We start from the raw sequence: 23,929 nt of genomic DNA, 5'->3' as shown, positions 1-23,929 counted from the left end.
AGGCGTATGAAAACGCTGCTGATTATCGATGCCAAACTCGGACAGGCTCGCGCTTATATGGCGAAGACCCTGCTGAACGCGGCGGCGCAGAAAGCGCGCCTGGAGTTCATTGATAACCCGAACGACGCCGACCTGGCGATCGTGCTGGGCACTGCTCTGCCAGCGGATACCGCGCTGGCTGGCAAACAGGTTTACCTTGGCGACATCAACCGTGCAGTCTCCCATCCGGAACTGTTCCTGAGTGAAGCCAAATCGCACGCCCTGCCTTACGAGGCTCCGGCGCAGGCGGAGCCTACTGCCAAAGGTGCGGTAAAACGCATTGTGGCGGTCACCGCGTGCCCAACCGGCGTGGCGCACACCTTTATGGCGGCTGAAGCCATTGAAACCGAGGCTAAAAAACGTGGCCTGTGGGTGAAAGTGGAAACCCGTGGCTCCGTGGGCGCTGGTAACGCGATTACGCCAGAAGAAGTTGAGCAGGCGGATCTGGTTATCGTGGCGGCGGATATTGAAGTGGATCTGGCGAAATTTGCTGGTAAGCCGATGTATCGCACCACCACCGGCCTGGCGCTGAAGAAAACCGCGCAGGAACTGGACAAAGCAATGGTTGAGGCGAAGCCGTATCAGCCGACTGGCCAGAGTAAATCCCCGGCGGATTCCGCGAAGAAAGAGAGCGGCGGCGGGGCGTATCGTCACCTGTTGACCGGTGTTTCTTATATGCTGCCAATGGTCGTGGCGGGCGGTCTGTGTATCGCCCTGTCCTTTGCCTTCGGTATCAAAGCGTTTGAAGTCAAAGGCACGCTGGCGGCGGCGCTGATGCAGATTGGCGGCGGTTCCGCCTTCGCGCTGATGGTGCCGGTACTGGCAGGCTTTATCGCCTTCTCTATTGCTGACCGTCCAGGCCTGACCCCGGGTCTTATCGGCGGTATGCTGGCGGTAAGCGGCGGTTCTGGCTTTATCGGCGGTATCATTGCAGGCTTCCTGGCCGGTTACGTCGCGAAACTTATCAGCACCAAGCTGAAGCTACCGCCAAGCATGGAAGCGCTGAAGCCAATCCTGATTATCCCGCTGGTCTCCAGTCTGATTGTTGGCCTGGCGATGATCTACCTGATCGGCACCCCGGTTGCGGCGCTGCTGAACTGGCTGACCCACTGGCTGCAAACCATGGGTACCGCGAACGCCGTCCTGTTGGGTGCGATCCTCGGCGCGATGATGTGTACCGACATGGGTGGTCCGGTGAACAAAGCGGCATACGCGTTCGGCGTTGGTCTGCTGAGTACCCAAACCTACGCGCCGATGGCGGCGATTATGGCGGCCGGTATGGTTCCACCGCTGGCAATGGGTATTGCCACGCTGATTGCGCGTAAGAAATTCGATCAGGGTCAACGTGAAGGCGGTAAAGCGGCGCTGGTTCTGGGTCTGTGCTTTATCTCCGAAGGGGCGATTCCATTCGCGGCTCGTGACCCAATGCGCGTCCTGCCTTGCTGTATCGTCGGCGGTGCCGTTACCGGGGCTATTTCGATGGCGGTTGGTGCGAAACTGATGGCACCACACGGTGGTCTGTTCGTCCTGCTGATCCCTGGCGCTATCACGCCGGTGGTGGGTTATCTGGTGGCGATTATCGTGGGTACGCTGGTGGCGGGCCTCTCTTACGCGGTGTTGAAACGCCCGGAAAGTGGGGTTGCCGCGAAAGCGTAACCGTAGTGCACTACGTAGAAAAGGGCCGATGATTCGGCCCTTTTTTTGTATCTGATGGCGGCTGTGGCTTATTCGATCTCACCGAACCTTTAGGCCCGGTAAGCATAGCGCCGCCGGGCAATCAGGCCGCCGCAGTTTCCTGCTGTTGCGCCTTCAGCCACGCAATTTCTTCACCCCAGATATCCGGGTTGGTGGTTTCCAGCACTAGCGGGATACCGTCAAAGCGGTTGTCCTGCATGATAAAGCGAAACGCATCGTGCCCGATATTGCCGAGGCCCAGACTCTGGTGGCGGTCAACGCGGCTGCCGAACTCGCTTTTGGCGTCGTTGAGGTGCATGCCGCGCAGATACTGGAAGCCGACAATGCGTTCGAACTCAGCAAAGGTTTCCGCGCAGGCTTCGGTGGTACGCAGGTCGTAGCCCGCGGCAAACGCGTGGCAGGTATCGATGCAGACGCCGACGCGAGACTTATCTTCTACGCCGTCGATAATGGCCGCCAGATGCTCGAACTTAAAGCCGAGGTTGCTGCCCTGACCGGCCGTGTTCTCAATCACCGCCGTGACGCCTTCGGTCTGCGCCAGCGCGATATTGATGGATTCGGCAATCCGCGCCAGGCACTTGTCTTCGTCAATTTGCAGCAGGTGGCTGCCCGGGTGGAAGTTCAGCAACGTCAGCCCCAGTTGCTGGCAGCGTGCCAGTTCGTCGATAAAGGCTTCGCGGGATTTCTCCAGCGCCTCCTCAACCGGGTGGCCGAGGTTAATCAGGTAGCTGTCGTGAGGAAGAATTTGTGCCGGGGTGTAGTGATATTTTTCACAAGCGGCTTTGAAGTCGTCGATAACCTCGGTGGTTAACGGCGCGGCGCGCCACTGGCGCTGATTTTTGGTGAACAGGGCGAATGCGGTCGCTTCGATTTCCGCAGCCCGAATTGCGGCGTTTGCCAGGCCGCCCGCGGCGCTGACGTGCGCTCCAATGTATTTCATATCGTTAAACCCGCCATACTCAAAAAGGGGAGTATAGCGGGTTAAAAGCGCTTAGTCGTTGTCGATTATGCCATCACGCTATGGATAGCGTAGTTAATCGCACCGCCGCCAACAATCAGCCAGATGAACAGCACCAGCGCCATCATCAGCGGTTTTGCACCGGCTTTTTTCAGTGCGCTAACGTGCGTGGTCACACCCAGTGCCGCCATGGCCATGGCCAGCATAATGGTGTCCAGCGTAATCAGCATTTGCACCACGCTGTTTGGCAGCAGATGGAACGAGTTAAAGATAGTGACCACGATAAACATGATGGCAAACCATGGGATCGTGATTTTGCTTTTCTCGGTCGCACCGGCTGGAGCCAGTTGTTTAACGCGAGCGGCCATAAACAGCAGGAACGGCGCCAGCATCATTACGCGCAGCATTTTGGCAATGACCGCTGCGTTTTCGGTTTCCGGCGTTACCGCATGGCCAGCCGCTACAACCTGCGCCACTTCGTGCATGGTGGAACCGATATAGATCCCGTAAGCCTCAGGGCTAAACCAGTGCGCCAGCAGCGGGTACATGGCTGGGTAGATGAAGATAGCCAACGTACCGAAGATAACCACGGTCGCTACCGCGACGGTCACTTTGCTTGCCTCAGCTTTTACGACGGGTTCGGTCGCCAGTACTGCCGCCGCGCCGCAGATACTGCTACCTGCACCAATTAGCCAACTGGTGTGTTTATCGAGACCAAAGACTTTTTGCCCGAGCCAGCAGGCCATCATAAAGGTACTGCAAAGCGTCAGGGCATCGATCACAATCCCACTTACGCCCACGTCTGCAATCTGGGAAAAGGTCAGGCGGAAGCCGTAAAGAATGATCCCCAGACGCAGTAAATGCTGCTTGGCGAACAGTACCCCGCCGTCGCAGGACTGCCAGAGTTTCGGGTAAATCGTGTTACCAATCACCATCCCAAACAGGATGGCCAGCGTCAATGCGCTCATGCCGACGCCTGCAACGGCCGGGATATTGCCGATCCAGACTGCGGCGCCGGTAATCACGGCGGTCAGCGCAAGACCTGGGATAAAATGTTTGATACCGCGATGATGATGCGTTTCTAAGGTGACCTGTGTCATAGCCTTCTCCTTTGTCTGGCTAAAAGAGTACGCCTCGCTGGTTTAAAGATAAAATTGATTATATATTTATAATTAATCGTAATAACTGGTAAGGGCGGCCCGTGCGGGCTGAAGCGCTATGCATATCACGCTGCGGCAGTTAGAAGTTTTTGTAGAGGTACTGAAAAGTGGCTCAACCACCCAGGCATCGCAGATGCTGGCGCTGTCGCAGTCGGCGGTCAGCGCGGCGCTCACCGATCTGGAAGGCCAACTCGGCGTTCAGCTTTTTGACCGCGTCGGTAAACGGCTGGTGGTTAACGAGCACGGTCGCCTGCTTTACCCGCGCGCGCTGGCGCTGCTTGAACAAGCCGGGGAGATCGAACAGCTGTTTCGTGAAGATAACGGCGCGATTCGCGTCTATGCCAGTAGCACCATCGGCAACTATATTCTGCCGGGCATTATCGCCCGCTACCGCAAAGACTTTCCTGCGCTGCCGCTGGAACTGAGCGTGGGCAACAGTCAGGATGTAATTAACGCGGTGGCGGACTTCCGCGTCGATATCGGTCTTATCGAAGGCCCGTGCCACTCGGCGGACATTATTGCTGAGCCGTGGCTCGACGATGAGCTGGTGGTGTTCTCCGCACCAAACAGCGCCTGGCTGTTGGGAGAGGTGACGCTCGAAAAGCTGGCGATGGCACCGTGGATCCTGCGTGAGAAGGGGTCGGGGACGAGGGAGATCGTCGATTATCTGCTGCTTTCACACCTGCCGCAGTTCCAGATGGGTATGGAGCTTGGCAACTCGGAAGCCATTAAACACGCGGTACGACATGATCTTGGTATCAGTTGCCTGTCGCGGCGGGTGATCGCCGAACAGCTTGACGCCGGGACGCTGGTGGAAGTGGCGATCCCGCTGCCGACGCTTAGCCGCACGCTGTGGCGTATCCATCACCGACAAAAGCACCTCTCCAACGCCCTCAAGCGTTTTCTGCACTACTGCGATATCTAAAATCGCCATCGGATGCTTTACTTATAATAAGAGAGCGATCATGAAGCTCTCTTATAACTGCGCATTTCTACCGTGATATGCCGGAATCGTCTGTTACAATCGCGCCTCATTTTTTGGATGGATAGCATTTTCACATGGGTTCCGAAACAAAAACCACACAAGCGCCCGCGTTACGTCGCGAACTCAAGGCGCGTCACCTGACGATGATCGCCATTGGCGGTTCCATTGGTACAGGTCTGTTTGTTGCGTCCGGCGCAACCATTTCTCAGGCGGGCCCGGGCGGCGCGCTGTTTTCCTATATTCTGATTGGCCTGATGGTGTACTTCCTGATGACCAGTCTTGGCGAGCTGGCAGCCTATATGCCGGTATCCGGTTCTTTTGCCACCTATGGCCAGAACTATGTGGAAGAGGGCTTCGGCTTCGCCCTGGGCTGGAACTACTGGTACAACTGGGCGGTGACGATTGCCGTTGACCTGGTGGCCGCGCAGCTGGTGATGAGCTGGTGGTTCCCGGATACCCCAGGCTGGATCTGGAGTGCGCTGTTCCTGTGCGTTATCTTCCTGCTGAACTACATCTCGGTTAAAGGCTTTGGCGAAGCGGAGTACTGGTTCTCACTGATCAAAGTCGCGACTGTTATCATCTTTATTATCGTCGGCATTATGATGATCCTCGGCATCTTCAAAGGTGCGCAGCCGGTGGGCTGGAGCAACTGGACAACCGGTGATGCGCCGTTTGCCGGTGGGTTATCAGCGATGATTGGCGTGGCGATGATCGTCGGCTTCTCCTTCCAGGGTACCGAACTTATCGGTATTGCGGCGGGCGAGTCTGAAGATCCAGAGAAGAACATTCCGCGCGCGGTCCGTCAGGTGTTCTGGCGAATCCTGCTGTTCTATGTGTTCGCGATCCTGATTATCAGCCTGATCATCCCTTACACCGACCCAAGCCTGCTGCGTAACGACGTGAAAGATATCTCCGTCAGCCCGTTCACGCTGGTGTTCGAACACGCGGGTCTGCTCTCTGCGGCGGCGATTATGAACGCGGTTATCCTGACGGCGGTGCTGTCGGCGGGTAACTCCGGGATGTACGCTTCAACCCGTATGCTCTACACCCTGGCCTGCGACGGCAAAGCGCCGCGCATCTTCTCGAAGCTCTCCCGTGGCGGCGTGCCGCGTAACGCGCTGTATGCGACGACCGTGATTGCTGGCCTGTGCTTCCTGACCTCAATGTTTGGCAACCAGACCGTTTACCTGTGGCTGCTGAACACCTCCGGGATGACCGGCTTTATCGCCTGGCTGGGGATTGCGATTAGCCATTATCGTTTCCGTCGCGGCTATGTGATGCAGGGTCATGACCTGAATAATCTGCCGTACCGTTCCGGGTTCTTCCCACTGGGGCCAATCTTTGCCTTCGTACTGTGCCTGATCATTACCTTGGGCCAGAACTACGAAGCATTCCTGGCCGATACCATCGACTGGGGCGGCGTAGCGGCAACCTATATCGGTATTCCGCTGTTCCTGGTCATCTGGTTCGGCTATAAGCTGACCCGCGGTACGCACTTCGTGAGCTATAGCGAAATGCACTTCCCGGAACGCTTTAAGAAATAATCAGCGGTTCGGGATAATGTGAAAACCTCTCTTCGGAGAGGTTTTTTTATGCCTGCCGTCTATAAAATAGACGCAAATAGTTACTTCTTGACATAACTTTAAATAAACTTAATTGATAATCATTATCATTACGTTTATTATCACGCCTCATATAAATAGATGAAGCCATTTCCACTCCTGATGGATAAAACCTGGAGGGACCAGCCACATCTGCATAAAACAACAGGCCGTCGGTCAACGGCATTGCAGCAGCATTTGTGAGTAAGACCTCTTTGTTTTAATTCAGTATTCACCTCATGGAGATAGGAAATGTTCAGGTTAAACCCCTTGGTTCGGGGCGGGCTTTGTGCGTCCGTAATGTCCCTGGCGCTGCCGGTCAGCGCTGCAGATGATAAAGACGTGATGGTCGTGACGGCGGCTGCCACCGAACAAAGCGTGAAGGATGCGCCCGCGAGTATCAGCGTCATCACCCAGGAAGACCTGCAGCGCAAGCCGGTGCAGAACCTGAAGGATGTGCTGAAAGAAGTGCCGGGCGTTCAGCTCACCAACGAAGGGGATAACCGTCAGGGCGTGAGTATTCGCGGCCTGGACAGCAGCTATACCCTGATTCTTATCGACGGCAAGCGCGTCAACTCGCGTAACGTCGTCTTCCGCCACAATGATTTCGACCTCAACTGGATCCCGGTAGACGCCATCGAACGTATTGAAGTGGTGCGCGGGCCGATGTCTTCGTTGTACGGCTCCGATGCACTGGGCGGCGTGGTCAATATCATCACCAAAAAGATTGGCGCCAAATGGACCGGCACCGTCACCGCTGACACCACCATTCAGGAGCACCGCGACCGTGGCGACACCTGGAACGGCCAGTTCTATACCGCAGGTCCGCTGGTGGACGGCGTGCTGGGCATGAAAGCCTTTGGTAGTCTGGCAAAACGCGAGAAAGACGATCAGCAACCCTCCAGCACCAGTACGACCGGCGAGAGTCCGCGTATTGAGGGCTTCACCAGTCGCGATGCCAACGTCGAGTTTGCCTGGACGCCGAACGAGAGCAACGACATCACCGCAGGCTATGGTTTCGACCGCCAGGACCGCGACTCCGACTCGCTCGACCGTAACCGCGTTGAACGCCAGAACTACTCGTTGAGCCACAATGGCCGCTGGGAGCTGGGCAACAGCGAGCTTAAGTATTACGGCGAGAAGGTGGTGAATAAGAACCCGGGTAACGCCAGTGAAATCACCTCTGAAAGCAACACCATCGACGGTAAATACGTGCTGCCGCTGGGGGCGATAAATCAACTGGTGACCTTAGGTGGCGAATGGCGTCACGACAAGCTGAGTGACCCGGTTAACCTGACGCGCGGCACTAGCAGCGAAACCTCAGCCAGCCAGTACGCGCTGTTCCTTGAAGATGAATGGCGCATCTTTGAACCGCTGGCGCTGACCACCGGCATCCGTATGGACGATCACCAGACCTATGGTGACCACTGGAGCCCGCGTGCGTATCTGGTCTATAACGCGACTGATACCGTGACGGTGAAAGGGGGCTGGGCCACGGCGTTTAAAGCGCCTTCGTTGCTGCAGTTAAGCCCGGACTGGGCTACCAACTCCTGTCGCGGCGGCTGCCGAATTGTCGGTAGCCCGGATCTGAAGCCGGAAACCAGCGAGAGCTATGAAATCGGCCTCTACTATCAAGGGGAAGAGGGATGGCTGGAGGGCGTGCAGGCGAACGTGACCACCTTCCAGAACGATATCGACGACATGATTAACATCAGCCGTACGCGCGATAAGAACGCTGCGCCGGGCTATCCGAACTTTGTCGGCTTCGATAACGGCGTGCCGGTGTTTGCCTACTATAACGTCAATAAAGCACGTATTCGCGGCGTAGAATCCGAGCTGAAGGTGCCGTTCGGTGACGACTGGAAGGTGACGCTGAACTATACCTATAACGACGGTCGGGACCTGAGCAACGGTGGTGACAAGCCGCTTCAGGAGCTGCCGTTCCACACCGGTAACGGGCGCGTGGACTGGAGCCCGATTCAGGACTGGACGTTCTATCTGGCGGGAAGCTACACCGGTAAGCAGCGTGCTACCACGGCAACCTCGAAAACGCCGGGCGGCTATACCACCTGGGATATCGGCGGGGCATGGCAGGCGACCAAGGACGTTAAGCTGCGCGCGGGCGTGCTCAACGTGGGTGATAAAGACCTGAATCGTGATGACTACAGCTATAACGAAGACGGTCGTCGCTACTTTATGGCGGTGGATTACCGCTTCTAAACCTGTGCGAACCCCGGCGGCGCTGACGCTTGGCCGGGCTACATATTAATCCCGGCGACGCTGACGCTTGGCCGGGCTACATACGAGGGTAGCCCGGGCGAGCGCAAGCGACCCCGGGAATTGCAGGCCCGAAAAGCACAACGCCATCGGGCCTTTTATTACCAGTAGCTCTGCCAGTTCCGCGTTGCGCGCACCATCGCTTCCATCAGGAAGTAATCCCCCCAGCTACAGCACTCGTCCACGCCAATCCCGCCTTTAAAGTAATAGACCGAATGTTTAAGCAGCCCCTGGCCCGGCGTATGCTCGCAATTAATGTAACCGTCGATCATGTTGCCAATCATCCGTAGCGCCAGGGTTTCATAGCTCTCGCGATCCGGATGGGTGACCGGCAGATGTTTAACCAACTCCAGCAGGGCGCAGGCTACAATCGCCGCCGCTGAGCTGTCGCGCTCGCTGGCAGGATCGGTCAGCGCCAGATCCCAATAGCAGACAAGATCCTCCGGCAGCCGGTTCAGGTAGTAATTCGCCAGCGTCTGGCTCAGCGCCAGCAGGCGTTCATCACCGGTGTGCAGGTAGTTCAGCAGGAAACCGTACACGCCCCACGCCTGGCCGCGCGCCCAGCACGAATCATCGGAGAAGCCCTGATGGGTGTTGCCAAAGCGCGGCTCGCCGGTTTCGACGTCCATATACCAGGTATGGAAGGTCGAACCGTCTTCACGCACGATATGGCGACGCGCCCGCTCAATGTGCTGCTTCGCCGCCTCGGCGTAGCGCGGGTCGCCGCTGGCCGCGCTGGCTTCATACAGCAGCGGCAGGTTCATGTTGCAGTCGATGATCATGCGGCCCTGCTGCTCAGGGTTATTCAGCTCACCCCATGCCTGAATGATCCCGGCCTTCTCGTTGTAGCGCTCCATCAGCGCCTCGGCGGCGAGCAGGGCGATGTAGCCCGCTTCACGGTTGCCGGTCAGGCGTTCGCCCGCCACGCAGGAAAGGCTATAAAGGAAGCCCAGATCGTGATGGTTGGTGTGGTCGCGGTTGATAATCCGCTGGCCGAAGGAGTGGATATGCTGCTCCGCCAGCGTGCGGTAGCGCTCAAGCCCCGTCCACTCATAGGCCAGCCACAGCTGCCCGGTCCAGAAGCTGGTGGTCCATTCGACGTTATCAATAATCGGATAGACCCCGTTTTTACAGGCCGCATCCGGGAAGCGTGTGCCGAAATAGTCGGCGTTGTCATCAATCGCCTTCAGCAGCGCGGGCATCGCCCCGCGAATTTTACGGCCAATCTCTTCACGTTCGCCCGGTTTCAGGGTGTGTGAGGCGAGCGGTTCTTTTCTGATCTGTTCAGACATCATGCTGGCATATTCCCGTTTTAATTCAGCGCTTGCTGCTTGATTTCCTGTTCTACAGCGCTTTTTTTATGGCTGTAGCAGGTCGATAAGGTGAGGGCGGAGACGCCGGTGAACACCAGGGCGATAATGCCCATGATGAGATAGGTGTGCTCGAAGCCGATGGTTTGATAGGCATAACCCGCCGGTGGCGCGACAACGATAGAACCGACGTAGATCATCGCCTGGTAGCCCAGCAGATACATGGTGGCGTTAACGCGTTTGTCGAAATGCTCGGCAATGTATTTGAAGACCGACACCAGAATCAGGGCAATCTCAATACCGTACAGCGGCTTGACGAGGCAGATAATCAGCGGGTCGTTAGTCATGCCGGAGATAATCAGGCGCAGGCTGATAACCAGCCCGGTGAGCAGCATGCCCTGCTTGGCGCCGATGCGGTTGATAATCGCCGGTACCAGCATCATGCCGAAGAATTCAGCGGCGGACTGCGCGGTGCTCATATAGCCGAACATCGCGTTGCCTTCCTCTTTGGTGGAGAAGAAGGTGACGAAGTAGCGTGAGAACTGCTGCTCGGCGATAAACATCATCCAGGCCACGCCTGCGATATAGAGCGCAAACATCCAGAACTTGCGGTTTTTCAGCAGGTTCAGCACGTCGGTAATGACGATTTTCTCTTTTGATAAAACGTTATTCTCTTCTTTGCCGAAATGGTCCACCTTGAGCGTCAGCAGCACGGCAAACATGCACAGCGCCGACACGCTGCTGATGGCGAAGTTGATTTTTGGCGAGATGTTATAGAGGAAGCCGGAGAAAGAGGACGCGGTCGCCCAGCCGAGCGCCGCCCACATGCGAATGCGGCCAAACTCCATGTTATACAGGCGGCTGAAGCGGTCGACGTAGGACTCTTCCGCCGCCACGCCCGCGTACCAGCCGAGGCTAAAGAACAGCGCGCCGACAATCATGCCGGTGATGAAATGCGTTTGCAGCAGCGGCAGGTAGATCCAGATATAGAACGGTGCCATCAACGCCGAGACGATGCAGACAAAATAGAGCAGGTGCTTCTTCATGCCGATTTTGTCCATGATGTAGCCGTATACCGGCTTAATCACTACCGCGAACACGCCGTTCACCGCGAAGACGGTGCCGATATCCACGGCATCGAGCCCCGCTTTATCGCCAAGCCAGATGGCGTACAGGCCGAAGCTTGCCGCCCAGGTAAAGGTAAACAGAAAAACAAAGAGACTGAGTTTTATATACGCCGAACGTGTCGACTGAATCATCGTGGTCATTGCGGTCTCCGCCGTTATCCAGAGGTCAGGGTTATTTTAGGGTGATCGTCAGGTTGTTCACGGTTAACTGCTGTGTCGTAGCATCAAAATGCAATGGCCCCTGCAGTTCACGCACTGCACCCGGATCGGCGCTGACGTAACAGGCGAGCCAATGGGTTCCGGCGCTAAGCCGTGCGCGCAGGCAGGGGATAGTGGCCGGTGCGGCGTACAGCAAATTGCTGTTCGGCGGCGTGGTGACGATGAACGGGTGACGGCTGTCGGTCAGGCTCACCATCCGGCTGTAGTGGTGTGTGGTTTCAAGGGTGACGCCATTTTTGGTGATGCTCTGGCGCATTTGCTGGTGGCGATTAGCGGCAAATCCGCCTTCAACGCACTCGAGTGTTCGCGGCGTGTGTACGCGGTGCACGCGCACGTGGCCTTCCGGCAGCGCAACCAGCCAGGTGCTGACGGTGACGTCAGCCCACGGACGCCATTCGCTGCGAACCCAGTCATCCGTTACCTCAGCGCTGTCGCACTCGCGGCGGCCGCGATAGTAGTCATCGCCGTTGCTGAACAGCAGCATGGAATCCACCGCCGCATGGCTCAGGCCAAAGCGCCCGCGCTCCAGGGTAAAACCAAACTGGCTGGAGTAGGCGAATTTGCAGTACTTCTGCTCGAAGTTGACGAAGTTGTTTTTGTCGAACTGACCGGACATCAGCATCCACGCGTGGCGTTGTTCATCGCTGTGGACGATGATTTGCCCGGCTTCGGGAACGGGGTGAACGGCATCCAGCGTCGGCAGCGGTTCGCAGGCGGCCTGCCAGAAGGCGCTCTCTTCCGGCAGCGCCAGAATCAGCATCGCTTTCAGCGCCCAGTAAGGGGAGCCGGGGCTGTTGTAATCCTCGGCCATAATCAGGTTTGGATAGCTGTAGCCAATGGTGAACAGGCCATCGGCGCCGATAAAAGGCTTATCGAGCCAGCTTTCAAGGTGGCGCAAAATCAGCCCCTTCACCACGCCAGGGGTAAAGACCTCCAGTTCGGTAAAGGCGACCGCGCTCCAGAATGCGACCTGCACAAAGCGATAGGTCAGGCTGCGGCCAAACGGAATCCCCTCGCCGTTAGCGGCAAAGTAATAGGCGTAATCTTTGGCAAACTGCTGGGCGCGCTGGCGATAGCGCAGGCAGCGCTCGGGGTCGACATCCTGCATAAAGTGGCTGTAGATCAGGCCATAAAAATGGAAGGCGCTGGAGATGTAATAGTCGCGCGGTTTGCCGGCGCCATCGCTGTACCAGCCGTTGCCGAGCCAGAAGGGCTCAATGGCGTCGAGATGACGATTGATGACCGCCATGTCGTAGAGGCGTCCGACGCATTTCAGCCCCAGTTGGATCAGCACCGGGAAGAAGTGCCAGTTATTGTCCGGCACCGAAACATCTGCACTTTGGCTGAGCCAATGGGCGAGGTTATCCTGCTCTTCGGCCGAGAGTGATGACCACAGCTTACCGTTAGGCAGCGCGAGACCCAGGCCAAAGGCCGCCATTTCCACGCAGCGCTGGTCGTTGTCGCCTACATCGCCCCAGTAGCCTGCATGCTGTGGGTTGCTGCCGTTACGCACTCCAGTGACGAATGCGTCGTGCCACGCGGGCACGCTGCCGCCGCTCACCAGCGGAAACAGTCCCCACATCAAGCGAACAAAACCCTCCATTCCGGCGACATCGTCCGGGTATTGCGCGGCGGTATCGCCCGCATGAAGTCGCGTGCAGTCCGCTGATAAACGGGGAACTGCCGCCGTTATCCAACCCTCGACTAATGCACCGTATTCTTGTTTCGTCCGCATGATGAAATCCCGTTTCAGTTTGTTGATGGCGGACGAATAATAGGAATTTGGCGTGGTTGGCAAATGTGATTACGCTCTTACTTTTAAGCATGAAGGGTAATTAAAAATAATTTTATGGCGTAATTTGGCGAAAAAGTTTTATTCTGATGATGAAAATTTAAGTTTATTAACATGCGGGGCTGGCGCAGTGGCACATTCACAACCAACGGAAGACACCACCTATCTTGAGCAGATACATCTCAACGATAAATCTATCTATTTCAACCGGATGCAGAATCTTCCCGCCAACTATTACCACTGGCACCAGTGCGCGGAGATCCTCTCCGTTTCACGGGGCGTGGGTATCGCGCTGATGGAGCATCAGCAATATACGGTGAAGCCGGGGCGACTGTTTATTTTCCCGCCGGGCAAGCTGCACAAGGTCTACGTCGAGCAAAGCGAGCGCAACCTCTATCACCGCACCACGCTGCACTTTAACCCGTCGTTGATTGAGCCCTGGCTGCGGGATTTTCCCCGCCAGCAGATGCTGCTACGCCATCTCTGCGGGCGCGGTGAAAAGGCGAGGGTGTTTGACGTCGGCGACCTGCAGCCGGTGATTGAAACGCTGTTACAGCGCTTTGAAACCCTAACGCATGAAGAGAACTGGAGCACCAGCGACAGCGCGTTTTTGATTATGCAGCTGATTAGCTTGTTGCCGCAGCAGGAGCAGGCGGTGGGGCATAACACCTTCTCGTCGACGATTATCCGCTGGCTGGAGAATCACTATCATGAACGCTGTTCGTTAGAGGAGATTGCCGCCGTGATGGGCTGCTCGCGCGGGCATACTTCGCGGCGATTTCATGATGAAACCGGCGGGACGATTCAGGAGTATTTGATGATGCGGCGCATTCGCCAGGCCTGCGAGCTGTTGCTGCACTCACAGCATTCGGTGAGGGAGATTGCCGAAAGGGTCGGCTTTACCGAATACGCGTGGTTTATTACCTGTTTTCGCAAAAATATGGGGAAAACGCCGTTGCAGTATCGCAAGGCGTATCCGTACACGTTGCCGGAGCGGTAGCCCGGATGAGGCGCGTAAGCGCCGACACCGGGATCATCATTATTTCAACAGATACTCGGCGTGGAAACGCAGGTGATCTTCAATAAACGTGGCAATAAAGTAATAGCTATGGTCGTATCCCGGCTGAATGCGCAGGGTGAGCGGCCAGTCTTTCTGCCGCGCCGCTTCGGCGAACACCGCGGGCTGGAGCTGGTCGGCGAGGAACTGATCGTTATCGCCCTGGTCGATCAGCATCGGGATCGCATGTTCCGCCTGGCTTGCCAGCAGCAGCTCGGTGCTGTCCCACTCTTTCCAGCGAGCAACATCATCGCCCAGATAGGCGCTAAACGCTTTCTGCCCCCACGGCACTCGGCTTGGGTTGACGATTGGCGCGAAGGCCGACGCGCTGCAATATTTGCCCGGATTTTTGAGCGCCAGCATCAGCGCACCGTGGCCGCCCATGGAGTGGCCGCTAATCGCGCTGCGTGCGCTCACGTTGAACTGTTCCTGGATCAGCGACGGGAGCTCATCGCACAGATAATCATACATCCGATAGTGCGCGGCCCACGGGGACTCGGTAGCGTTCAGGTAGAAGCCTGCGCCCTGGCCGAGATCGTAGCCAGCATCGTTGGCAACGCCGTCGCCGCGTGGGCTGGTATCAGGCATTACCAGCACAATGCCCAGCTCGGCGGCAACCCGCTGCGCTCCGGCTTTGGTGGTGAAGTTCTCATCGTTACAGGTCAGGCCGGACAGCCAGTACAGCACCGGTGGCGGCGTTTTTTTCCCTTCCGGAGGCAAAAACAGACTAAAGGTCATCGGGCAATTTAGCGTGGCAGAATGGTGCTGCCAGCGCTGCTGCCAGCCGCCATAACAGCGGTGCTCTTCAAGCATTTCCATGCGGGCTCCTCGCGGTTTTGGTCAAAATATATCAGTCCATCATACAGATAATTCATCGGCGGTGAGTAACTTTCACTTCCGCATAACATCCACATGTTGCATCATAAAGATAACTTTACATTTACATCCGGGGCGTTCATGCCGGTACGTATTGCGCTAAGTGGGTTTCTGGTACTGGTAGCGGCGATGGGGATAGGGCGCTTCGCCTTCACCCCGCAGGTGCCGCTGATGATCGGCGAAGGTGAGCTGACGCTGACCAGCGCAGGGCTGGTCGCCGCGCTGAACTATCTGGGGTATCTAGTTGGCGCGTGGGATGCTATGCGCGCCCATCGCGGCGTGGAGATGCGTCTCTATTTGGGGATTGTGGGCGCCGTTGCGCTGACCTTTCTCTCGGCGCTGGCGGATAACGCCTGGCTGCACGGTGCGCTGCGTTTTGTCATTGGCTGCATGAGCGGCTGGGCAATGGTGCTAACGGCGGCGTGGGTTAATGAACGGCTGGCGCACTATGCGAGGCCTGGCTTAAGCGCGGCGGTATTTGCCGGGCCGGGCGCCGGTATTGCGTTAAGCGGTTTGCTAGGCGTGTTTATTCATGCGCAGTCGCTGAGCGCAGCGGCGGGCTGGCAGCTTTATGGCGTACTGGCACTACTGCTGGTGGCGTTGATTGGCCGCTGGCTGCCGCGTCCGGGTGAACTGCACCGCAGCGGCGAAAAGCCCGAGCCGCTAACCTTAACCACCAATCTGAAACGGCTGGTGTGGAGCTATAGCCTGGCTGGCTTCGGCTATATCCTGCCCGCGACTTTTTTATCGCAGATGGCGAGCCATCGCTTTCCTGAGAGCCTGTTTGCGCAGTTTATCTGGCCGATTTTCGGTCTGGCGAGCGTCACGGGGATTGGCCTGAGTATCGCCATGCGTGGGGTAGGTCACGCGCATCAGCGTCTGGCCGTCGTACTGTGGCTTCAGGGGCTGGGCGTACTGTTGGCCTGGCTGCTGCCGGGGATGAGTGGGCTGGTGTGCGGCGCGCTGCTGGTCGGTGGCGGATTCCTGGCGGCGGTTCAGTTGTCGCTGCTGTATGGCCGAGAACTCGCGCCAAAACACGCGCGCTATATGGCCGGGCTGCTGACCACCGGTTACGCCGTTGGGCAATTAGTGGGGCCGATGACTTCGGCAATATCCACCTGGCTCACGCAACGGCTGGAGCCCGCACTGGGCATTGCCGCCGTGGCCTTACTGATTGGCGGGGCGCTGGTCTGGCGTCCGCGGGTTGAAAGAGAATAACGATTGCAATAATTATCGCGACGAATACTGGATTCTGTGCGTCGCCTCACGCACAATGAGTGCAAACTTTGCACCGAAAAAGCAAAGCGCCACACCTGCAGGAGAATAAACGATGTCATCACTGAGTAAAGAAGCGGTCCTGGTTCATGAAGCGCTGGTCGCTCGTGGTCTGGAAACGCCGCTGCGCCCATCGGAGCGCGAAATGGATAATGAAACCCGTAAGCGTCTGATCACCGGGCATATGACTGAGATCATGCAGCTGCTGAATCTCGATCTGAGTGATGACAGTCTGATGGAAACGCCGCATCGCATTGCAAAAATGTATGTCGATGAGATTTTCTCCGGGCTCGATTACGCTAACTTCCCGAAAATTACCGTCATTGAAAACAAAATGAAGGTCGACGAAATGGTAACGGTGCGCGATATCACCTTAACCAGCACCTGCGAACACCATTTTGTCACCATCGACGGTAAAGCGACCGTGGCCTATATCCCGAAAGATTCGGTGATTGGTCTGTCGAAAATTAACCGTATCGTGCAGTTCTTCGCCCAGCGCCCACAGGTGCAGGAGCGTCTGACGCAGCAGATTCTGACCGCGCTGCAAACCCTGCTCGGTACTAACAACGTGGCGGTTTCTATTGACGCGGTGCACTATTGCGTGAAAGCGCGTGGCATTCGTGATGCGACCAGCGCCACCACCACCACCTCGCTGGGCGGCCTGTTCAAGTCCAGCCAGAATACCCGCCAGGAGTTCTTGCGCGCGGTACGTCACCACAATTAATTGACCAGCGGAGCAGGGTACATGGAGCGAAACGTCACGCTGGATTTTATTCGTGGCGTAGCCATACTGGGTATCCTGCTGCTGAACATCAGCGCCTTCGGCTTGCCGAAGGCCGCCTATCTTAACCCTGCCTGGTACGGCGAAATTACCTCTCGCGATGCCTGGACGTGGGCCATTCTTGACCTGTTTGCGCAGGTGAAATTCCTCACCCTGTTTGCGCTGCTGTTTGGCGCGGGCCTTCAGCTATTGCTTCCGCGCGGTTCACGCTGGATCCAAAGCCGTCTGACGCTGCTGGCGCTGCTTGGGTTTATCCACGGATTGCTGTTCTGGGACGGCGATATTCTGCTGGCCTATTCGCTGGTGGGGCTGGTTTGCTGGCGGCTGGTGCGCGACGCGCGTGAAGTGAAAGCATTATTCAATACCGGCGCGATGCTGTACGTCATTGGCGTGGCCGTACTGCTGTTACTTGGGCTGATTGCCGATAACGGACAAAGCCGTTCATGGGTGCCGGACGCTTCAAGCCTGCTCTACGAACATTACTGGAAGCTGAACGGCGGAATGGAAGCCATCACTAACCGCAGCGATATGCTGTCGGCGAACCTGCTGGCGCTGGGCGCGCAGTACGGCTGGCAGCTGGCGGGCATGATGCTGATGGGCGCGGCGCTGATGCGCTGCGGCTGGCTGAAGGGGCAGTTTAGCCATCGCCACTATCGTCGCTGCGCGGTGGTGTGCATTTCACTTGGTATGCTGATTAACCTGCCGGCGATTGTCGCTCAGTGGCATCTCGACTGGGACTATCGCTGGTGTGCGTTCCTGCTGCAGGCACCGCGTGAAATCAGCGCACCTATCCAGACGCTGGGCTATGCGGCGCTGGCTTACGCCTACTGGCCGCAAATCAGCCGTTTCCGGCTGGCGGCGGCAGTGGTCTGCGTCGGGCGCATGGCGCTCACCAACTATCTTCTGCAAACGCTTATCTGCACCACGCTGTTTTATCACTTCGGCCTGTTTATGGAATTCGATCGCCTGACGCTGCTGGCGTTTGTCGTTCCCATCTGGCTGGTCAACCTCGCGTTCTCGCTGCTGTGGCTGCGCTATTTCCGTCAGGGGCCGGTTGAATGGCTCTGGCGGCAATTGACGGCAAAAGCGTCAGGCGTGTCATTTCGCGGCACATTTAGATAACGATCCAGATCACAACCATTAACAAAATGGATGTAACCGTTTCCAACCCTGTGACCTCACTCACGTAGTTGCCGCAAGCTCGCTGCCAGAATAGCGCTCACGCTGGACATAGGGGGTGTATCGTGAACTGCAGCAATTTTCAACCGGGCGGTGTGTATGGTCACCATTCGTGATGTCGCCCGCCAGGCGGGCGTCTCCGTTGCCACCGTTTCGCGGGTGCTGAACAACAGCGCGCTGGTCAGCCATGAGACGCGCGACATGGTCATGAAAGCGGTGTCAGCGCTGGGCTATCGCCCGAACGCCAACGCGCAGGCGCTGGCTACGCAGGTCAGCGATACCATTGGCTGCGTGGTAATGGACGTGTCCGACGCCTTTTTTGGCGCGCTGGTCAAAGCGGTGGATACCGTCGCCCAGCAGCATCATAAGTATGTCCTGATCGGCAATAGCTACCACGAAGCAGAAAAAGAGCGTAACGCCATTGAGGTGCTGATTCGTCAGCGCTGTAGCGCGTTAATCGTCCATTCAAAAGCCTTAAGCGATCGTGAACTGAGCGAGTTTATGGCGCAAATGCCCGGCATGGTGCTCATCAACCGCATCGTCCCCGGCTATGCCCACCGCTGCGTCTGCCTTGATAACGTCAGCGGTGCGCTGATGGGGACGCGGATGTTGCTCAATCATGGTCATCAACGTATTGGTTATCTCGCCTCCAGCCACCGTATTGAAGATGATGATATGCGGCGGGAAGGGTGGGCGCGTGCGCTGCTGGAGCAGGGGATTGTGGCACCCGATAGCTGGGTCGGCACCGGCTCGCCGGATATGCAGGGCGGGGAAGCGGCGATGGTTGAGTTGCTCGGACGCAATGCCGGGCTGACGGCGGTGTTTGCCTATAACGACAATATGGCGGCCGGGGCGCTTAGCGCGCTTAAAGATAACGGCATTGCCGTGCCGCAGCAGGTGTCGGTCATTGGCTTTGATGATATTCCCATCGCCCGCTATACCGACCCGCAGCTGACGACCATCCGCTACCCGATTGTTTCTATGGCAAAACAGGCGACGGAACTGGCGCTGTTAGGGGCGGCAGGAAAGCTCGACGGCGAAGCAACGCACTGCTTTATGCCGACCTTAGTTCGCCGCCATTCGGTGGCGCAACGGCAATTTGTGCATCCCATCACGAACTGATTTGTTAGCTCGATGTAACCGTTTTCAATCTGTGAGTAAATTCACAGATTGTTAACATCGGCATGGCTATGATGGCAGCGTTTATCAGGCTGAAACATGATGTAACGGTGATTAATCACTTTTTATAACGTATTCCAGCTGCAAAAACAGTTTAGATCGTAATCTGGATCGTTACTCAACACGGAAGAACAAATTTTTATCAGTGAATTTCGTCGAGCAGTAACATCCTGTTAACGCTGCCCGCCGATTATTTTCACCCGAACTACCCTGCATAATAAAACCGGAGATACCATGAATAAGAAGGTGTTAACCCTGTCTGCCCTGATGGCCAGCATGTTTTTCGGTGCAGCAGCTCACGCTGCCGATACGCGTATTGGTGTGACGATTTATAAATACGACGACAACTTTATGTCCGTTGTGCGTAAAGCTATCGAGAAAGATGCGAAAACCGCGCCGGACGTTCAGCTGCTGATGAACGACTCCCAGAACGACCAATCCAAGCAGAACGACCAGATTGACGTGCTGCTGGCAAAAGGCGTGAAAGCGCTGGCGATTAACCTGGTTGACCCAGCGGCGGCGGGCACGGTCATTGAAAAAGCGCGCGGCCAGAACGTGCCGATCGTCTTCTTCAACAAAGAACCTTCTCGTAAAGCGCTGGATAGCTATGACAAAGCGTTCTACGTCGGTACTGACTCTAAAGAGTCCGGTATTATCCAGGGCGACCTGATTGCTAAACACTGGGCGGCTAACCCGAACTGGGACCTGAACAAAGACGGCCAGATTCAGTTCGTTCTGCTGAAAGGCGAACCGGGCCACCCGGATGCTGAAGCGCGTACCACCTACGTTATCAAAGAGCTGAACAACAAGGGCCTGAAAACCCAGCAGCTGGCGTTAGATACCGCCATGTGGGATACCGCTCAGGCGAAAGATAAGATGGACGCATGGCTGTCCGGCCCTAACGCCAACAAAATTGAAGTCGTTATCGCCAACAACGATGCGATGGCAATGGGTGCGGTAGAAGCGCTGAAAGCACACAACAAATCTTCCATTCCAGTATTCGGCGTTGATGCCCTGCCAGAAGCGCTGGCGCTGGTGAAATCCGGTGCGATGGCCGGTACCGTGCTGAACGATGCGAACAACCAGGCGAAGGCGACCTTCGATCTGGCGAAAAACCTCGCTGCCGGTAAAGGTGCTGCTGATGGTACCAACTGGAAGATCGAGAACAAAATCGTCCGCGTTCCTTACGTTGGCGTAGATAAAGACAACCTTAGCGAATTCACCGGTAAGTAATCTTTAAATATATAGGGCGCGCATTTGTGCGCCCTATAAATACTGACGCAGAAATATCGCAGCCAGGTATATATATGGACAACAATAATAGAGAGCCGTCTGGTGAATTCTTGTTGGAAATGAGCCAGATCAACAAGTCATTTCCGGGCGTAAAAGCACTCGATAATGTTAACCTGAAAGTTCGTCCGCACTCGATCCATGCATTAATGGGCGAGAACGGCGCGGGCAAATCAACGTTATTAAAATGTCTATTTGGGATCTACCAAAAAGATTCCGGCAGTATTCTCTTCCAGGGCAAAGAGATTGATTTCCATTCTGCTAAAGAGGCATTGGAGAATGGTATTTCGATGGTTCACCAGGAACTTAACCTGGTATTACAACGCTCGGTCATGGACAACATGTGGTTAGGTCGTTACCCAACCAAAGGCATGTTTGTCGACCAGGATAAAATGTATCGCGATACTAAAGCCATCTTTGATGAGCTGGATATTGATATCGACCCGCGTGCGCGCGTCGGTACGCTGTCCGTTTCGCAGATGCAGATGATTGAAATTGCAAAGGCCTTCTCCTATAACGCGAAAATCGTGATTATGGATGAGCCAACGTCATCGCTGACGGAAAAAGAGGTAAACCACCTGTTTACCATTATCCGTAAGCTGAAAGACCGTGGCTGCGGCATCGTCTATATCTCGCATAAGATGGAAGAAATCTTCCAGCTGTGCGATGAGATCACCGTTCTGCGCGACGGGCAGTGGATTGCCACCCAGCCGCTGGAAGGGTTGGATATGGACAAGATCATCGCCATGATGGTGGGCCGTTCGCTGAACCAGCGCTTCCCGGACAGGCAGAACGAGCCGGGCGAAGTCATCCTCGACGTGCAGCACCTGACGTCCCTGCGTCAGCCGTCGATTCGCGACGTGTCGTTCCAGCTGCGCAAAGGGGAGATCCTCGGTATCGCCGGGCTGGTGGGCGCTAAGCGTACCGATATCGTGGAAACGCTGTTTGGCGTGCGCGAAAAATCGGGCGGCACCATTACCCTGCACGGGAAGAAAATCAACAACCATAGCGCCAACGAAGCGATAAATAACGGTTTTGCGTTGGTCACCGAAGAACGCCGCTCAACCGGTATTTATGCCTACCTTGATATTGGATTTAACTCATTAATCTCGAATATCAAGAGTTATAAAAACAAAGTGGGCCTGCTGGATAACTCCCGCATGAAGAGCGACACCCAATGGGTTATCGATTCTATGCGCGTGAAAACGCCGGGGCATCACACGCAAATTGGTTCGTTATCCGGTGGTAACCAGCAGAAAGTGATTATTGGACGCTGGCTGCTAACCCAGCCTGAAATCCTGATGCTGGATGAACCGACCCGCGGTATCGACGTTGGTGCGAAATTTGAAATTTATCAATTAATCGCCGAACTGGCGAAGAAAGATAAAGGGATCATTATTATTTCTTCAGAAATGCCAGAGCTGCTGGGTATTACTGACCGCATCCTTGTCATGAGTAATGGCCTGGTTGCCGGGATTGTAGAAACGAAAACCGCAACGCAAAACGAAATTCTCCGTCTTGCGTCATTGCACCTTTAATTTCAGGGGCTCGACATGAGTGCGTTAAATAAAAAAAGCTTTCTCACTTATCTGAAAGATGGCGGTATTTACGTTGTTCTTTTGGTTCTGCTGGCCATTATTATTATCCAGGACCCGACTTTCTTAAGTTTGTTGAACCTGAGTAACATCCTGACTCAGTCTTCGGTACGTATTATTATTGCCCTCGGCGTTGCCGGTCTGATTGTGACCCAGGGTACCGACCTGTCGGCGGGTCGCCAGGTTGGCCTCGCAGCGGTGATTGCGGCGACGCTGTTGCAGTCGATGGAGAACGCCAACAAGGTCTTCCCTGAGATGGCGACCATGCCAATCTTCGTGGTAATGATTATTGTCTGCGCTATTGGCGCGGTGATTGGCCTGATTAACGGGATTATCATTGCTTACCTGAACGTGACGCCGTTCATCACCACGCTGGGTACGATGATCATCGTTTACGGTATCAACTCCCTGTACTACGACTTCGTGGGCGCATCGCCGATTTCTGGCTTCGACGGCGGCTTCTCGACGTTCACGCAAGGGTTTGTCGCGCTAGGCAGTTTCCGCCTGTCGTACATTACCTTCTACGCGCTGATTGCCGTTGGCTTTGTCTGGATCCTGTGGAACAAGACTCGCTTTGGTAAAAACATCTTCGCTATCGGCGGTAACCCGGAAGCGGCGAAGGTTTCCGGCGTGAACGTGGCGCTGAACCTGCTGGTGATTTATGCGCTGTCCGGCGTGTTCTATGCCTTCGGCGGGATGCTGGAAGCAGGGCGTATCGGCTCGGCAACCAACAACCTCGGCTTTATGTATGAACTGGATGCGATTGCCGCCTGCGTGGTTGGTGGGGTGTCATTCAGCGGCGGCGTAGGTACCGTACTGGGCGTGGTGACCGGTGTGATTATCTTCACCGTTATCAACTATGGCCTGACCTATATCGGCGTGAACCCTTACTGGCAGTACATCATCAAGGGCGGGATTATTATCTTCGCCGTGGCGCTGGACTCCCTGAAATACGCGCGTAAGAAATAATAAGAAATAAAAAGAGGCCCGGCGAAATGCCGGGCGTTTTCATTGTAGCCCGGACGAGGTGCAAAGCACCGACGCCGGGGCCCCGGCGTCGCTTCGCTCGGCCAGGCTATTTGCTGCGGGCGGCAATATACAGCCCGCTGTTTTTCATCGCATAACCAAAAACCAACCCTACCAGCAGTGCAGGCAGTACCACTCGCCAGTTGCCGTCGCAGGCAAAGGTTGAACAGGCGCCGATAAAGGTGCCGGGGACAAAAGAGAGCCAGCCGCTTTTGGCCTGAATGCACATGGCGAAGGCCACCACCCCGGTGAGCAGATAGCTGACAATCGTCAGCGCAGGCGACAGCGCGCTACCGTGAATAATCACTTCTGCCCAGAATACGCCGCTGACCAGCGTACAAAATGAAATGCCCAGCCCTTTTAGCCCGCCCTGTGGACAGGCAAAATATGCGGTACAGCCAAGAAACCCCGCCCAGCTAAGCAACCCCCATGTCACGGCAACCCAGCTCCAGATACCGGATAAAATCCCGGTAGTTAGCGCGATGGCGACAAGTGTGCTCATAGCGTT

General features: G+C 56.1%; 19 protein-coding genes. 12 read left to right on the top strand and 7 right to left on the bottom strand.

Annotation, left to right across the window (positions count from 1 at the left end; genetic code table 11):
- Positions 1-6: 6 nt before the first annotated feature.
- Positions 7-1,695, top strand: a complete 1,689-nt coding sequence (fruA, locus tag V6944_RS02525) for a PTS fructose transporter subunit IIBC (RefSeq protein ID WP_333497760.1) — start codon at positions 7-9, stop codon at positions 1,693-1,695.
- Positions 1,696-1,816: 121 nt separating this feature from the next.
- On the opposite strand, the gene nfo is transcribed toward fruA, so the two are convergent.
- Together nfo and V6944_RS02515 are read right to left on the bottom strand one after the other, a co-directional pair.
- Positions 1,817-2,674, bottom strand: a complete 858-nt coding sequence (nfo, locus tag V6944_RS02520) for a deoxyribonuclease IV (protein ID WP_333497759.1) — start codon at positions 2,672-2,674, stop codon at positions 1,817-1,819.
- Between the two features lie 65 nt (positions 2,675-2,739).
- Positions 2,740-3,792, bottom strand: a complete 1,053-nt coding sequence (locus V6944_RS02515) for a YeiH family protein (RefSeq protein ID WP_185666900.1) — start codon at positions 3,790-3,792, stop codon at positions 2,740-2,742.
- A 118-nt stretch (positions 3,793-3,910) separates the two neighbouring features.
- Here V6944_RS02515 and yieE point away from each other — a divergent pair, with 118 nt between their 5' ends.
- From yieE to cirA, 3 genes are all read left to right on the top strand, one after another.
- Complete coding sequence (gene yieE / locus V6944_RS02510) at positions 3,911-4,777, top strand: DNA-binding transcriptional regulator YeiE (protein WP_333497758.1); 867 nt, start codon at positions 3,911-3,913, stop codon at positions 4,775-4,777.
- 134 nt (positions 4,778-4,911) lie between these two features.
- Positions 4,912-6,381: an amino acid permease gene (locus V6944_RS02505; RefSeq protein ID WP_333497757.1), complete on the top strand. Its 1,470-nt coding sequence runs from the start codon at positions 4,912-4,914 to the stop codon at positions 6,379-6,381.
- A gap of 309 nt (positions 6,382-6,690) precedes the next feature.
- The gene (cirA, locus tag V6944_RS02500) at positions 6,691-8,658 is read left to right on the top strand and encodes a catecholate siderophore receptor CirA (protein ID WP_333497756.1); all 1,968 of its coding nucleotides are present in this window, start codon (positions 6,691-6,693) and stop codon (positions 8,656-8,658) included.
- Between the two features lie 158 nt (positions 8,659-8,816).
- Here the strand turns inward: cirA and V6944_RS02495 are convergent, their stop codons facing one another.
- From V6944_RS02495 to V6944_RS02485, 3 genes are read right to left on the bottom strand one after another with little or no spacing between them, the layout of a single operon-like run.
- Positions 8,817-10,007, bottom strand: coding sequence for a glycoside hydrolase family 88 protein (locus tag V6944_RS02495; RefSeq protein WP_333497918.1), 1,191 nt, complete (start codon positions 10,005-10,007; stop codon positions 8,817-8,819).
- Between the two features lie 20 nt (positions 10,008-10,027).
- On the bottom strand, positions 10,028-11,293 hold the full coding sequence (locus V6944_RS02490) for an oligosaccharide MFS transporter (RefSeq protein WP_333497755.1): 1,266 nt from the start codon (positions 11,291-11,293) through the stop codon (positions 10,028-10,030).
- 31 nt (positions 11,294-11,324) lie between these two features.
- Complete coding sequence (locus V6944_RS02485; RefSeq protein WP_333497754.1) at positions 11,325-13,106, bottom strand: DUF2264 domain-containing protein; 1,782 nt, start codon at positions 13,104-13,106, stop codon at positions 11,325-11,327.
- A gap of 187 nt (positions 13,107-13,293) precedes the next feature.
- On the opposite strand from V6944_RS02485, the gene V6944_RS02480 reads away from it, so the two are divergent.
- Entirely contained in the window at positions 13,294-14,163 is an 870-nt protein-coding gene (locus tag V6944_RS02480; protein WP_333497753.1) for an AraC family transcriptional regulator, read from the top strand.
- A gap of 39 nt (positions 14,164-14,202) precedes the next feature.
- Here the strand turns inward: V6944_RS02480 and fghA are convergent, their stop codons facing one another.
- Positions 14,203-15,039: an S-formylglutathione hydrolase gene (gene fghA / locus V6944_RS02475; RefSeq protein WP_333497752.1), complete on the bottom strand. Its 837-nt coding sequence runs from the start codon at positions 15,037-15,039 to the stop codon at positions 14,203-14,205.
- Positions 15,040-15,177: 138 nt separating this feature from the next.
- On the opposite strand from fghA, the gene V6944_RS02470 reads away from it, so the two are divergent.
- The 7 genes from V6944_RS02470 to mglC all read left to right on the top strand — a co-directional run bounded on the left by V6944_RS02470 (position 15,178) and on the right by mglC (position 23,364).
- Positions 15,178-16,314 carry a YbfB/YjiJ family MFS transporter gene (locus V6944_RS02470; protein WP_333497751.1) on the top strand — a complete coding sequence of 379 codons (1,137 nt, stop codon included), beginning with the start codon at positions 15,178-15,180 and terminating at the stop codon, positions 16,312-16,314.
- A 112-nt stretch (positions 16,315-16,426) separates the two neighbouring features.
- The gene (folE, locus tag V6944_RS02465; protein ID WP_035893451.1) at positions 16,427-17,095 is read left to right on the top strand and encodes a GTP cyclohydrolase I FolE; all 669 of its coding nucleotides are present in this window, start codon (positions 16,427-16,429) and stop codon (positions 17,093-17,095) included.
- 21 nt (positions 17,096-17,116) lie between these two features.
- Complete coding sequence (gene yeiB, locus V6944_RS02460) at positions 17,117-18,274, top strand: DUF418 domain-containing protein YeiB (protein ID WP_333497750.1); 1,158 nt, start codon at positions 17,117-17,119, stop codon at positions 18,272-18,274.
- A 156-nt stretch (positions 18,275-18,430) separates the two neighbouring features.
- On the top strand, positions 18,431-19,453 hold the full coding sequence (galS, locus tag V6944_RS02455) for an HTH-type transcriptional regulator GalS (protein WP_185666909.1): 1,023 nt from the start codon (positions 18,431-18,433) through the stop codon (positions 19,451-19,453).
- 291 nt (positions 19,454-19,744) lie between these two features.
- Complete coding sequence (mglB, locus tag V6944_RS02450) at positions 19,745-20,743, top strand: galactose/glucose ABC transporter substrate-binding protein MglB (protein ID WP_333494513.1); 999 nt, start codon at positions 19,745-19,747, stop codon at positions 20,741-20,743.
- A 74-nt stretch (positions 20,744-20,817) separates the two neighbouring features.
- Positions 20,818-22,338, top strand: coding sequence for a galactose/methyl galactoside ABC transporter ATP-binding protein MglA (gene mglA, locus V6944_RS02445; protein WP_185666911.1), 1,521 nt, complete (start codon positions 20,818-20,820; stop codon positions 22,336-22,338).
- A 15-nt stretch (positions 22,339-22,353) separates the two neighbouring features.
- On the top strand, positions 22,354-23,364 hold the full coding sequence (mglC, locus tag V6944_RS02440) for a galactose/methyl galactoside ABC transporter permease MglC (protein ID WP_333497749.1): 1,011 nt from the start codon (positions 22,354-22,356) through the stop codon (positions 23,362-23,364).
- 106 nt (positions 23,365-23,470) lie between these two features.
- On the opposite strand, the gene V6944_RS02435 is transcribed toward mglC, so the two are convergent.
- Entirely contained in the window at positions 23,471-23,923 is a 453-nt protein-coding gene (locus tag V6944_RS02435; RefSeq protein ID WP_333497748.1) for a DUF1097 domain-containing protein, read from the bottom strand.
- Positions 23,924-23,929 lie beyond the last annotated feature (6 nt).

It is taken from the genome of Kluyvera sp. CHPC 1.2972 (assembly GCF_036759925.1).
Classification (GTDB): domain Bacteria; phylum Pseudomonadota; class Gammaproteobacteria; order Enterobacterales; family Enterobacteriaceae; genus Kluyvera.
This window is presented reverse-complemented; position numbering and strand designations above follow the sequence as displayed.

What these genes read in the sequence shown, in the direction of transcription:
- folE (WP_035893451.1), top strand. Translation starts at nt 16,427, where the DNA reads ATGTCATCACTGAGTAAAGAAGCGGTCCTGGTTCATGAAGCGCTGGTC.
- fghA (WP_333497752.1), bottom strand. Translation starts at nt 15,039, where the DNA reads ATGGAAATGCTTGAAGAGCACCGCTGTTATGGCGGCTGGCAGCAGCGC.
- galS (WP_185666909.1), top strand. Translation starts at nt 18,431, where the DNA reads ATGGTCACCATTCGTGATGTCGCCCGCCAGGCGGGCGTCTCCGTTGCC.
- V6944_RS02490 (WP_333497755.1), bottom strand. Translation starts at nt 11,293, where the DNA reads ATGACCACGATGATTCAGTCGACACGTTCGGCGTATATAAAACTCAGT.
- mglC (WP_333497749.1), top strand. Translation starts at nt 22,354, where the DNA reads ATGAGTGCGTTAAATAAAAAAAGCTTTCTCACTTATCTGAAAGATGGC.
- V6944_RS02505 (WP_333497757.1), top strand. Translation starts at nt 4,912, where the DNA reads ATGGGTTCCGAAACAAAAACCACACAAGCGCCCGCGTTACGTCGCGAA.
- mglA (WP_185666911.1), top strand. Translation starts at nt 20,818, where the DNA reads ATGGACAACAATAATAGAGAGCCGTCTGGTGAATTCTTGTTGGAAATG.
- yieE (WP_333497758.1), top strand. Translation starts at nt 3,911, where the DNA reads ATGCATATCACGCTGCGGCAGTTAGAAGTTTTTGTAGAGGTACTGAAA.
- V6944_RS02435 (WP_333497748.1), bottom strand. Translation starts at nt 23,923, where the DNA reads ATGAGCACACTTGTCGCCATCGCGCTAACTACCGGGATTTTATCCGGT.
- nfo (WP_333497759.1), bottom strand. Translation starts at nt 2,674, where the DNA reads ATGAAATACATTGGAGCGCACGTCAGCGCCGCGGGCGGCCTGGCAAAC.
- V6944_RS02495 (WP_333497918.1), bottom strand. Translation starts at nt 10,007, where the DNA reads ATGTCTGAACAGATCAGAAAAGAACCGCTCGCCTCACACACCCTGAAA.
- V6944_RS02485 (WP_333497754.1), bottom strand. Translation starts at nt 13,106, where the DNA reads ATGCGGACGAAACAAGAATACGGTGCATTAGTCGAGGGTTGGATAACG.
- fruA (WP_333497760.1), top strand. Translation starts at nt 7, where the DNA reads ATGAAAACGCTGCTGATTATCGATGCCAAACTCGGACAGGCTCGCGCT.
- mglB (WP_333494513.1), top strand. Translation starts at nt 19,745, where the DNA reads ATGAATAAGAAGGTGTTAACCCTGTCTGCCCTGATGGCCAGCATGTTT.
- yeiB (WP_333497750.1), top strand. Translation starts at nt 17,117, where the DNA reads ATGGAGCGAAACGTCACGCTGGATTTTATTCGTGGCGTAGCCATACTG.
- V6944_RS02515 (WP_185666900.1), bottom strand. Translation starts at nt 3,792, where the DNA reads ATGACACAGGTCACCTTAGAAACGCATCATCATCGCGGTATCAAACAT.
- cirA (WP_333497756.1), top strand. Translation starts at nt 6,691, where the DNA reads ATGTTCAGGTTAAACCCCTTGGTTCGGGGCGGGCTTTGTGCGTCCGTA.
- V6944_RS02470 (WP_333497751.1), top strand. Translation starts at nt 15,178, where the DNA reads ATGCCGGTACGTATTGCGCTAAGTGGGTTTCTGGTACTGGTAGCGGCG.